This is a genomic window from Flammeovirga sp. OC4, assembly GCF_000812565.1.
Classification (GTDB): Bacteria; Bacteroidota; Bacteroidia; order Cytophagales; family Flammeovirgaceae; genus Flammeovirga.
Genome location: NZ_JTAM01000003.1, coordinates 159,182 through 172,637, shown reverse-complemented (window position 1 = coordinate 172,637; position 13,456 = coordinate 159,182). Strand labels below are relative to the sequence as shown.

Here is a 13,456-nt window from a genome sequence, read left to right as displayed (position 1 = left end):
CTGATAGAAGCAAATGATAATTAAAATTTCAATTGCAATGACACATTCGAATAGTTGCGTAAACAAATATTGTAAATAAAATTGTTTTAGTATGTTTGTCCCGGAGCAAGTAAATAACCTCAACAAACACATGGACAAGTATTCTTATATCGCTAACGCTCATGGAGACTACATCGAACAGATGTACGAGTCGTATAAGCAAGATCCAAGCTCAGTAGATGAGTCTTGGAGTAGATTTTTTGAGGGTTTCGAATTTTCTTTAGAGAAATTCGGTGAAAACCCTGAGCTAGACAACAAAGCATCCCACTCAAACGGAGTAGCTTCTAAGGCTACTGGAGGTGTTTCTGAAGAAATGCTTCAAAAAGAAGTTGCGGTAAGACAGTTGATTAACGCTTACCGTTCTAGAGCTCACTTAGTTTCAGATACGAACCCAGTTCGTAAAAGAAAGGACAGAAAAGCACTATTGGATTTAGAGGACTTTGGTCTTTCTAATGCTGATTTGAATACTAAATTCTCAGCAGGTTCTTATTTAGGAATGGGTACTGTTCCTTTGAAAGACATTCTTGATCGCTTGAAGAAGATCTATTATGGTAAAATTGGTTTTGAATTTATGTCGATCCGTGAGCCTGAAGTATTGGCTTGGATCAAAGACAAAATTGAAAACGAATACCCAGGTCACGAATTCTCACAAGAAGACAAGAAAAGAATTCTTAGCAAGCTAAACGAAGCTGTAGTATTCGAAAACTTCCTTCATACAAAATATGTTGGACAAAAACGTTTCTCTCTTGAAGGTGGTGAATCAACAATCGCCGGATTAGATACAGCCATTTTTACAGGTGCTGATCTTGGAGTAGAGGAAGTAGTAATCGGTATGGCACACCGTGGTCGTTTGAATGTATTGACGAACGTCATGGGCAAGACTTATGAAGAAGTATTTAACGAATTCGAAGGTCAGGCAGTACCAGAAGAAACAATGGGAGACGGTGATGTGAAATATCACTTAGGTTTCTCTTCTCAAATCGAAACACACAATGGTAAGAAAGTACGTTTGGACTTATCGCCAAACCCATCTCACTTAGAAGCAGTCGATCCTGTAGTTTTAGGTGTGGTACGTGCGAAAGTAGATTCTATCTACGATAAAGATTCAAAACGTATTCTTCCAATCTTAATACATGGTGATGCAGCCATCGCCGGTCAAGGTATTGTTTATGAAACAGTACAAATGTCAAACCTTGCGGGTTATGATGTAGGTGGTACAATCCACTTCGTGATTAACAACCAAGTAGGTTTTACAACTGACTTTGACGATGCTCGTTCATCAATCTACTGTACAGACGTTTCTCAATTAATTGAGTCACCTGTACTTCACGTAAATGGTGATCACCCTGAGGAAGTTGCTTATGCAATGAAATTAGCAGTTGAATTCCGTCAACGTTACAACAGAGATATCTTCGTTGATATGGTTTGTTACCGTCGTCACGGACACAACGAATCAGATGAGCCTAAGTTCACGCAACCGAAGCTTTATAATATCATTGCGAAGCACCAAAACCCTTGTGAGATTTACATCAAGAAATTAGTCGAGCAAGGTGAAATGAACGCTCAGTTAGCAAAATCAATGGACAAAGAATTCCGTCGTTTGCTACAAGATCGTTTAAATAACGTACGTCAAAATCCACTTCCATACAGACCTCAAGAATTAGAGATCCAATGGAAACAATTGAAAAGAGGTAAAGAGGCAGATTTCGATAACTCTCCTGATACTTCTATTTCAGAAACAACAATTGAAGCAGTAGGTCACGCTTTAACAACTGTACCTGACGGTTTCAAACCATTAAAGCAAATCGATAAGCTATTAGCAGAGCGTAAGGAGATGTTCTTCGATAAGAAGGAATTCAACTGGGCAGCAGCTGAATTATTAGCATACGGTTCTGTTCTTTTAGATGGTAAAATTGTTCGTTTATCAGGGCAAGACGTTCAGCGTGGTACTTTCTCACACCGTCACGCAGTATTGAATGATGCTGAGACGAACGAGAAGTACAGTTCATTAGCGAACATCAGTAAGCTTCAAGGTCCTTTCTACATCTACAACTCATTACTTTCTGAGTACGGTGTGTTAGGTTTTGAATATGGATATGCAATGGCCAATCCAGGTGCATTGACAATTTGGGAAGCACAATTCGGTGATTTCTCAAACGGTGCACAAACTATGATTGACCAATTTATTACTTCAGGCGAAAGCAAGTGGGGTAGAAGTAATGGTATGGTGATGTTATTGCCACACGGTTACGAAGGACAAGGTCCAGAACACTCAAATGCTCGTCCTGAGAGATATTTACAATTAGCGGCACAGTCGAACATTGTAGTGGGTAACTTCACTACTCCAGCCAACTTCTTCCACGCTATTAGAAGACAGTTAACTTGGGACTTCAGAAAGCCATTAATCGTAATGACTCCTAAGTCGATGTTACGTCATCCGAAGTGTATTTCTTCATTAGAAGACTTTACAAAAGGAAAATTTGAAGAAGTTTATGATGATGCATCAGTAAAAAATGCCAAGAAAGTAGAAAAAGTACTACTTTGCACAGGCAAAATTTACTACGACTTATTGGAGAGAAAGGAAAGAGACAAGCGTGACGATGTTGCGATTGTAAGAGTGGAGCAAATCCATCCTTTCCCGGAGAAGAAAGTAAATGCCATTTTAAAGAAATATTCTAACCGTAAATCATTGAAGTGGGTTCAAGAAGAGCCTGTGAATATGGGATACTGGACCTTTATTATGAGAGCATTTAGAAACGAGGAGGAGTTGATCAACTTGAAATTAGTTTCACGTAAACCTTCAGCATCTCCAGCGACTGGCTTCCCTAAAATACACAAAGAGGAGACAGAGCGTATTGTTTCGGTTGCTTTTGACAAAGAGGACCTATAAACATTAAATTATGATTATTAAAGAAGTAGCTTTTAATTCCGCTGACCACAAATTAACAGTAGCATTACGTGACGAAGTTTTACGTAAACCACTTGGATTACAATTTTCAGAGGAGGAATTATCTGAAGAGTTCGATAGCTATCACTTAGCAGCTATGAACGATAATGATGAAGTTGTTGCTTGCCTAGTATTAAAACCGATTTCTCTAGAAGAAATTAAAATGAGACAAGTAGCTGTAAGGGATGATCAGAGAGGTAAAGGCTTAGGTTCTTTAATGGTCCAGTTTAGTGAGTTTTTCTCAATGGATCACGGTTTCGAAACAATCTCTTTGCATGCGAGAGCAGTTGCAAAGGAATTTTATGAAGGTATGAACTACGAAGTAGTGGGTGATCAGTTTGAGGAGGTAGGAATCCCTCATTATAAATTTATAAAAAAACTAGTTTAGAACTCTCGCGAGGAATCGCAAAAAATATAAAATTATGAGCTTACAAATGAATGTTCCAGCTGTCGGTGAGTCGATCACTGAAGTAACTATCGCAAGATGGTTAGTAGAAAGCGGCGATACAGTTGAATTGGATGATGTCCTTTGTGAATTAGAATCTGATAAAGCTACTTTTGAGTTAGTAGCAGAAGCAGACGGTGTAATCACAATCGCAGAAGGCGCTGAAGAAGATGCAACTTTAGAGATTGGTGCATTATTATGTACAATCGAAGAAGGTGCCGGTGGTGCTCCAAAAGCAGCAGCGACTGAAGAAGCAGCTCCAGCTGCAGCGTCATCAGAAGGTCCAAAAGCAACTGGTGAAGTAATGGAAATGGTTGTGCCTACAGTAGGTGAATCTATTTCTGAAGTTACAATTGCTTCATGGGCGAAAGAAGACGGCGATTATGTGGAATTAGATGATCTTCTTTGCGAGATCGAATCTGATAAAGCAACGTTTGAATTGACAGCAGAAGAGTCGGGTATCTTAAGAATCATCGCTCAAGAAGATGAGACTTTAGAAATCGGTGCTCCAATTTGTAAGATCGAAGTAATGGAAGGTGGTGCTCCGGCAGCCGCTGCAAGTTCAGATGCTCCAGCAGCATCAGCTCCTTCTGCAGCAGTTTCAGGTGACACTACTTATGCTACAGGTCACGCTTCTCCAGCAGCGGCGAAGATCTTAGCTGAAAAAGGTATTGATCCATCTACTGTAAAAGGTACAGGTGTTGATGGTCGTATCACGAAGGAAGATGCAGAGAAAGCACAAAAGCCTGCTGCAGCTCCTAAGAAATCTTCACCGAAAGCAGCGGAAGCTCCAGCTCCAGTAGCAGCTCCAGGTGAAAGAGTTCAAAGAAGAGAGAAAATGACTGCTCTTCGTAAAACAGTTTCTCGTCGTTTGGTTTCAGTGAAGAACGAAACAGCTATGTTGACTACTTTCAACGAAGTAGACATGAAGCCTGTAATGGATCTTCGTAAGAAATACAAAGAGATGTTCAAAGACAAGCATGAGATTGGATTAGGTTTCATGTCATTCTTTACAAAAGCCGTAACTGTAGCCTTACAAGAATGGCCAGCAGTAAACGCTTACATCGACGGAAACGAATTAGTATACAATGACTATGCGGATGTTTCTATTGCGGTTTCTGCTCCAAAAGGTTTAGTAGTACCGGTAATCAGAAATGCGGAGTCATTAAGTCTAGCTGATATCGAGAAAGAGGTAAGACGTTTAGCGTTAAAAGCTCGTGATAATAAATTGACTATTCCAGAAATGGAAGGAGGTACATTCACAATTACAAACGGTGGTGTATTTGGTTCAATGTTATCGACTCCAATTATCAATGCTCCACAGTCAGCAATCTTAGGAATGCACAACATTGTGGAACGTCCAGTAGCAATCAACGGAGAGGTGCATATCAGACCTATCATGTACGTTGCCTTGTCTTATGATCACAGAATCATTGACGGACGTGAATCAGTGAGCTTCTTGAAGCGTGTGAAAGAATTGCTTGAAGATCCAATCCGTTTATTATTAGACGTATAGACCTAAGCTATTGAGCATTGTTGGAACAAGCTCTAACCGTAGATTTAATTACTTTAATTAAACTACACAAAACAAACTTACTAAAATAAACACTAAGGAATGCTGGAAACATTTCTAGCATTCCTTTCTTTAAAATACCTTTTTAGGATCAGATATGACATACGATTTAACAGTGATCGGTTCAGGTCCCGGCGGTTATATTGCTGCCATCCGTGCTGCTCAATTAGGAATGAAAGTAGCATTAATTGAAAAATACTCTACTCTTGGTGGAACATGTTTGAATGTTGGATGTATTCCTTCAAAAGCATTGTTAGACTCTTCAGAATTGTATCATCAGGCGGTTCACCGTTTTGCTGATCACGGTTTAGAAGTAGAGACGCCGAAAATTGACTTTGGTAAAATGATCGCAAGAAAGGGTGAAGTAGTAAAACAAACTACTGACGGTATCGCTTTCTTGATGAAGAAAAATAAAATTGACGTTTACGAAGGTTTTGGTTCATTTGTAGATAAAAATACAATCAAAATTGACGGTGAAGAGTCAAAAGTAATCAACACTCAAAAAACAATTATTGCAACAGGTTCTAAACCTACAATGCTTCCTTTTATTGAGTTTGATAAGAAAAGAGTAATCACTTCAACTGAGGCTTTAAAACTAGAAGAAATTCCTAAGTACCTTATTGTAATAGGTGGTGGTGTAATTGGATTGGAATTAGGTTCAGTTTATGCACGTTTAGGTGCTGAAGTAACAGTAGTAGAATACGCTGATTCTTTAATCCCTACAATGGACGTTTCTTTAGGAAAAGAAATGCAAAAGGTATTGAAGAAAGAAGGTTTCAAATTCAACTTGAAGACTAAAGTAGAGTCTGTAAAAGTTGAAGGAGAAGAAGTTGTAGTAAAAGCAACAGACAAAAAAGGTAAAGAGATTGAGATCAAAGGTGATTACTGCCTAGTTTCTATCGGCCGTCGTCCTTACACTGACAAATTGAATTTCGAAGAAATCGGTGGTAAAATGGATGATCGCGGTAGAATTGATGTCAACGAGCACTTACAAACTTCAGTAGAAGGTATTTACGCTATTGGTGACGTTGTGAAAGGAGCAATGTTAGCACACAAAGCAGAAGAAGAAGGTGTTTATGTAGCTGAGCACATCAATGGTGAAAAGCCTCATATCAACTATAAATTAATTCCTGGTGTTGTTTACACTTGGCCAGAAGTGGCTTCAGTAGGTTACACTGAGCAGGAGTTGAAAGAATCGAAACGTGCTTACAAAGCCGGTTCATTCCCATTCAGAGCATCAGGTAGAGCAAGAGCCTCTATGGATATTGATGGTTTGGTGAAAGTTTTAGCAGATAAAGAAACAGACGAAATCTTAGGAATGCACATTATCGGCCCAAGAGCGGCAGATATGATTTCTGAAGGTGTAGTAGCAATGGAATACAGAGCGTCAGCAGAAGATATTTCAAGAATGTCACATGCTCACCCTACTTATTCTGAAGCGATCAAGGAAGCTTGTTTAGCAGCTACAGGTGACAGAGCATTGAATATGTAAAAAAATAAATATCCTATATTTTTAAGGCTACTCGAAAGGGTAGCCTTTTTTGTGGAGGTTTATTGGGTGGTAATTAATAGTTATTAACTATATTGCCGCGTGTTTTAGTACTTGAAAAATAGATTTACTGGCAAATTATTGACATACAAAACTTTACCGTTTTATTGTATAAATGTTTAACAAATGAAATTCAATAGAATTCTATCTATTGATACTATTGTAATACTTTAATTTATTGTGAATCATTCATTTCAACTAAAAACTAAATTTTATTACTTTTTCTTAAGCTAGAATAAAACAAAATGATCTTTAAATCTATTAGCAAACTAATTGTGTTTACTGTGTATTTCCTTGTAGGTACTACAGTTGGACAGGAAATCTATGCACAAAAAAGTATAGATTCAAGTGTGATACCTCAAGTTGTAAGGGTGAAATTGAAACCTGATGCTGAGCGTGCTTTTTTGACATTACAACAGTCTAATCGATCGGATGGTACATTACAAATGGGCCAAGCCACTTTAGACGAAATCTATGTAAACCATAATGTTCTTCAAATGAAAAGGGTATTCCCTTATTCTCAAAAATTTGAGGAAAGACATAGAAAACATGGTTTGCATTTGTGGTATGAATTCACATATAGTACCAATCAAAACCCAGAAATCGTTGCTCAGTCTTTTAAAAAATACGATGGGTTTGAGATTGCTAAATGTGTGCATCATATGGCAAGACCTAACGAAAAACCAAAGCCTATAGACCCATCAGAGCTGGTCAAGCGTATGACTACAGATGACCTTTTTTTAGAAGCACAATGGCATTATCATAATACTGGACAAACAAATGGAACAGAAGGTGCTGATATTAGTTTGTTTGAAGCATGGGAGACTACAATGGGATCAGATCAAGTAATAGTTGCTATTATGGATGGAGGTATTGATTACAGCCATACTGACCTTGAAAATAACATGTGGATTAACACTGGTGAAATTCCAGGAAATGGTATTGATGATGATGGTAACGGCTATATTGATGATGTTTATGGGTTTAATTTTGTAGATAATAATGGATCTATAGATCCAGATCCTCATGGGACTCATGTAGCAGGAACTGTTTCAGCAAGTAACAATAATGGTATTGGTGTTGCGGGAGTTGCAGGAGGTGATGGAGTAATTGGAGGAGCAAGATTAATGTCTTGTGAAGTGTTTAGTCCTTACAATAATGGAGGGTTTGCTCAAGCATTTGTTTATGCTGCTGATAATGGGGCCGTTATCGCTCAAAATAGTTGGGGACATACGGTTGCAGGTATATATGACCAAGAGATTTTAGATGCAGTTGATTATTTTATCGAAGAAGCAGGTCAATATGAAGGAAGCCCCATGCAAGGGGGTATCGTTTTCTTCGCTGCGGGAAATAGTGATTCAGATGCAGACTATTATCCAGGTTATTACGAACCAATTGTAGCTGTAGGAGCAACAAATCATGAAAATCAAAAATCTTGGTACAGTAACTATGGAGATTGGGTGGATGTTTCTGCTCCTGGTGGAGAAACTTTTGTTTCATCAGAAGGAATATTAAGTACATTACCTTTTAATTCATATGGTTTCTATCAAGGAACATCAATGGCTTGTCCACATGTATCAGGTGTAGCAGCCTTAGTTTTGTCTAACCTTTCAAGTCCGATTACAAGTGGAGAGTTAAGAGAACTTTTAGAAAGTTCAATTGATTCAATTGATGATGGTTTGCCTGTGATTTATAAAGGCAAGATGGGTACAGGGCTTTTAAACGCTTCTAAGGCTTTAGATGCAGCACCAGTTCAATTTGATATTTCACCATTACACCATACTGTAATAATTAAGCAAGGTGAAAGTCAAACACAAACCATTAGCATTCTTAATGAATCGGATACAACTTTTACTTTTGAATTTAGTTCGTTAGCACCTTTTGCTTCAATTAGTTCTGATCCGATTGAAGTGGCTCCAAATTCTTCTGCATCTATTGATATTGTGATAGATGTGGCAAATTTATCGTTGGGAAGTTATGATTTGGATATTATTGCCTCAATCAATGAGACAGGAAAAAGAGTTTTAAGATGGGTGGTTGAAGTCGTAGAAGATCCACAATTTGTAGCGGATAGTGAAGCAAGTTTTGGTGATATTTATTTAGGGTATAATCATACTCAGTACATAGAATTTGTTAATACAACATATTCATATTTAGTATTAACGGATTTTAATGCAAGCCTGCCTGATTATATGGTTGGTGTTGATTCCTTAATTATTAAGCCTAATTCGAATGCTATGTTAGAAGTGGTATTCACTCCAGTAGCTTCTGGCAATCGCTCAACTTCTTTGACAATGCGTACCAATGATCCAAATCAACCTACTTATGCTGTAAACCTTTATGGAACAGGTAATGGAAACATTCCACCAACAGCAGTTGTACCTGATTCTATCATATTACATCAATCGGAACCATCAAGCGATTCGTATACTTTTCAATTAGCAAATGAAGGAGATGATCTTTTATCCTATTCCATTAACACTGTTACTGAATTAAAAACACAACAGCTTTTAGCTTCTAAGTTTTTAAAAGAAGAATTACATAAAGGGCAAGAAAGTAGTATCCAAGGAAGGCCAACATTATTTGGTTTTGGTACCGATAATGAAGGAGAATATAGTTGGGTTGATAGTAAAGAATCAAGTAATGTAACTTTTGATTGGATAGACTTGTCAAATGATCCAGAGGCTACTGTTTATGGATCTGGAGATGATGATACTAGAACATATTACTTGAGTAATTTTCAGTTTGCTTATTATGATAATATTTTTAGTAGACTTGAAATTTCATATAATGGTACAATTGGTTTTAGTAATTCATATAGTTCTTTTGATTACAAAGAACTACCTAGTACTTATGCCCAAGGTAACTTACTCGCACCTTATTGGAGAGACCTTTATGCAAATGCAATTTATGTAAGGGAATATGACAATTATGTAGTTGTCCAATTTGATGGTTATTACTTTTCTAATACTTCTCAAACAGTAGAATTTGAAGTTATTCTTCATTCTAATGGAAATATTAAATTCCAATACAAAGATGTTGGAGAGATAGGTTATTCTATTGGAATACAAAATGAAGATAGTAGTAAAGGTTTTAGTATTGCTTACAATACAGAGTATCTTGAAGAATCAATGGCAATTTTAATCAGGAATAACACTTTCATTAAAAGTATTAACCCTGAAAATGGTAATGTAGCAGGACACTCTTCGCAACCTATTCAAATCAACTATGATACGGAACACACTTATGAAAAAGGGTCATCTTCACAAGCTATTTTCATGGTTCGATCTAATGATCCTTCTGAGGCTATTAAAGAAGTGTTTTTTGAGGTTCAATATGGAGGACCAATTGTAAAGTACCATGATTCTTCCTTTTCATATGTTTCTTATGTAGATAGCGTAAAAAGTGGTTCATTAAAATTATATAATGATGGTTATTTACCCTTGGAAATAACTGATATTGTGTCAAGCAGTCAATATATTACTATTGAACAAACAGAACTAACTATTGCTCCAAAGGATAGTATGACGTTATCCTATAATTTTTGGGCTCCTTTGAAGGGAAAGTACACAGAGACAATTAGTTTTTCTACGAACGATGAATCGAAATCTTCAGTTAGTATTGATTTAGAATATTTTATCTGGAATGCTTATCCTCATTTAGTATTAAGTCATCAACCTGATTCTATATTTGCAACTGTATTAAGAGATAGTATTACAACTCAAGAATTTACTCTAACAAACGAAGGAGAAGATATTATATCTTATACACTTGGAGTTAGAAAGATTCAGAATGTTACAGAGGATGAATTTAGCTTACCAAGAGCAATTCGTACTACAAAACAATCGATTAGAAAAGGATTAAGTAGCAAACAAATACCTGAGGAATATAGAAGAGGCACTTTTACTAATACTAGAAAACAAAATATTAATCAAGATTTTGTTGTTCCTGAAAAGGCTGCATTTGGTTATCTCTATGATTATTCTTTGAGTGAATTTGGGCATGCTTCGATGATTCCTGAGGAAATTTCAAGTCTTACAAAATACAGTACTGAAAATTATTTTGAAGATTTTATTGGCGCTGGTGAGTACATTACCTCTCTGAATAAATACATCGAATTTAGTGTTAATGGCGATTACTATGTGATTGATCCCGAAACTGAGGAGGTAGTAAATCAAGGCAAAATTAATTTATATAATATAAATGGTGCGGCCTATAATGTGAGTAGTGATGAACTTTATTTGTGTAATAGTAACCAACTTTATAAGTTCAATTTACAGGATCATACATTAAGTGAAGTTGGAAATTTTGGGTCATCACAACTATTGATGATTAGTTTGTCTTTTGGTGCCACAGGTGACTTATATGGTATTGATATCATCAATAGTGTATTGATGAAAATAGATCCATCTACAGCTGAGACCGAGGAGATAGGCTACATTGGCTTTGAAACTAACTTTGGCTCAGGTTTGGCTTGGGATGGTAATCGTATGATCATGGCTGCTTACAATTGGGATACCGGTAATTTTGATTTTAGACAAGTAGATCTTCAGTCAGGCAATACTGAAATTATAAATGGAGAGTTAGGTGGAAATTATCAATTTGGATGGATTGCATTTCAACTTCAAGGGACTGCCGAGTTAGATATAACAGAAGGTACTTTGTTACCTGGTGCATCACAAAAAGTATCATTTAGTTTAGTTACTAATGGGATGCAAGCGGGCGATTATCTTTATGGTATTGATGTTAATAGTAATGATCAATTGAACCCTTATAGACAAATTCCTGCTCTTATCTCCGTATTAGACTTAACACCATCTAGAAATGTATTAGATTTTGATAGTGTGGCAAATGGTTATCATAAGGCGTTGGATATGTATGTAATAAACCAGTCTTCTCATGCTATTAATTTGGAAAAAATACTTTCAACAAATAGTATTTTTACGGTTGAATCTCAATCAGGTATATTACAACCTAAAGATAGTGTAGCGTTGACTGTAACCTTTAAACCTACTGAAGATGGAACAGTAGTATTTGATGAATATTTAGAAATTTATTTTGAGGGTGTAGTAAACAGAATACCACTGAAAGCCAAAAGTTACGACAACACACTACCTGAGGTGTATCATTCTATTTCAGATCTTGAAATTGAGAAAAATGCTTTTAAAGTAATTGATTTGAGAGAACATTTTTATGATTATAATGCTGATACAATTCATTATGATATAGAAATTTACAATGTACAATCTGTAGAAGCTGCTATCGAAAATAACAATCAACTTGTCATTTATGGAAAGCAACAAGGAGAAATAGAATTGATAGTAAAAGCATCAGATATTTTAGGGACAATAACAGAATCCTTTATGGTAACTGTTACAGACCCTGGATATAGACCACCTGTAATAATCAAGGAAGTCTCTAAGTTAGTTTTCAATGCAAACTCTTCTATTGATTATGATATATCAGAGCATTTCAATGAACAAGAAGAAGGGTTATTCTCTTATACTTTTGAACTTCAGAATGATTCAAACCTTGATGTTCAAATTGATTCAGTAGGAAATATTACTATTAATTCATCAATCTCTGGGAATGAAGTCCTTCATGTTAAAGTATCGGATGGTCAAGTAGAAACTACGCTTTCTGTCCCTGTAGAAGTATTGCCTGAAAATGAGCCAAATATTTTACTTATTGGAGAAACTTTCTTGATTGGATTAGATACTTTGATTGAAGAAGAAAATCTTGAATATTCTTATAGTTTTGATACAGCAGGAATTGTAGCACTTTATGAAGAAAATAATCTTTTAAATATCTATGCTTTGGAGGAAGGAGAAGTGAATGTGAGTATTTTAGCTACTAACGGTATGTATACTGCAAGTTTGGATTATACATTTAGTACTTATAATAAATTAGAAGTTACAAATGATAATGCATTCATCTCACTTCGAGAAGGGGATTCAACGACATATGACTTTTCTGATCATTTTACTTATAATGGAGAGAATACAGTGCAGGTAGAGTGGGAAAGTTTGGGAATCGATAATGTTGAGTTCACCAATTTAGATGAAAGTAAAGTGTCCATATTGGGAATATTGGAAGGTCTTCAAAATTATACGATAACACTTTCAGTTGGAGATCAAAGTGTATCAATTAACCTTGAAGTAGAGGTGACAGAAAAAAACTATGCACCTGAATTATCTCAAGACTTTAACGATTTAGTTTTAGAACTTGGAGAATTTAAGATCGTAAATCTTGATGAATATTTTACAGATCTAAATGGAGACTCTATAGAATATTCAATTGGGGATTTTGATACTACATTAGTTGATGCATCTATTACAAATGACAATCGATTAATAATTTTCACTTTGTTAGAAGGAACAGCAACGTTACCATTAAATGTGACTGATGGTGAATTATCGTTAGAACTTGAAGTCACTGTGATCGTTAATAAGCCAATTATTAACGGTATTATTAATGAATCACCGACTGGAGTTAGTTTATATCCAAACCCTGCAACTACAACTGCTACATTAATTATAGAGGTTGAAAAACCAACATCAATTTTGTTAGAGTTGATGGATTTAACAGGTAGAAAAATACGCTCAGAGAGTTGGAATAAAGTGCCACAAGGAGCATTCCAGTATTCGTTTGATGTTTCAAATCTTGTGTCAGGAACTTATATCATTGGGTTGACGGCCGAAGATGGTCAGACATTATTTAAGCGTCTTAGTGTTCAATAATTAGAGCTATTCAAAGAAGCTATACATGAGTCATCCCTACAGTTATGGGATGGCTCATTTTTTTATATAAAGAATAAAATCATTAGCTAATGAGCATTTAGTATGGGTTTTTAGTGTGGTGGGGCTTGTTTTTTCTGACTGATTGTAAATACTTTTCGCCTTT

General features: G+C 36.1%; 5 protein-coding genes. All 5 read left to right on the top strand.

Features of this window, described 5'->3' with window-relative positions; all coding sequences use genetic code 11:
- Positions 1-130: 130 nt before the first annotated feature.
- A complete protein-coding gene (locus tag PL77_RS03720; RefSeq protein WP_044202143.1) occupies positions 131-2,929 on the top strand; it encodes a 2-oxoglutarate dehydrogenase E1 component in 2,799 nt (932 codons plus the stop codon).
- 10 nt (positions 2,930-2,939) lie between these two features.
- Positions 2,940-3,374 (top strand): GNAT family N-acetyltransferase, encoded by a 435-nt coding sequence (locus PL77_RS03715; protein ID WP_052444141.1) that lies wholly within the window; start codon positions 2,940-2,942, stop codon positions 3,372-3,374.
- A gap of 34 nt (positions 3,375-3,408) precedes the next feature.
- A complete protein-coding gene (gene odhB, locus PL77_RS03710; protein WP_044201910.1) occupies positions 3,409-4,947 on the top strand; it encodes a 2-oxoglutarate dehydrogenase complex dihydrolipoyllysine-residue succinyltransferase in 1,539 nt (512 codons plus the stop codon).
- A 154-nt stretch (positions 4,948-5,101) separates the two neighbouring features.
- Positions 5,102-6,496 (top strand): dihydrolipoyl dehydrogenase, encoded by a 1,395-nt coding sequence (lpdA, locus tag PL77_RS03705; protein ID WP_044201908.1) that lies wholly within the window; start codon positions 5,102-5,104, stop codon positions 6,494-6,496.
- 302 nt (positions 6,497-6,798) lie between these two features.
- Complete coding sequence (locus tag PL77_RS03700) at positions 6,799-13,293, top strand: S8 family serine peptidase (RefSeq protein WP_044201906.1); 6,495 nt, start codon at positions 6,799-6,801, stop codon at positions 13,291-13,293.
- Positions 13,294-13,456 lie beyond the last annotated feature (163 nt).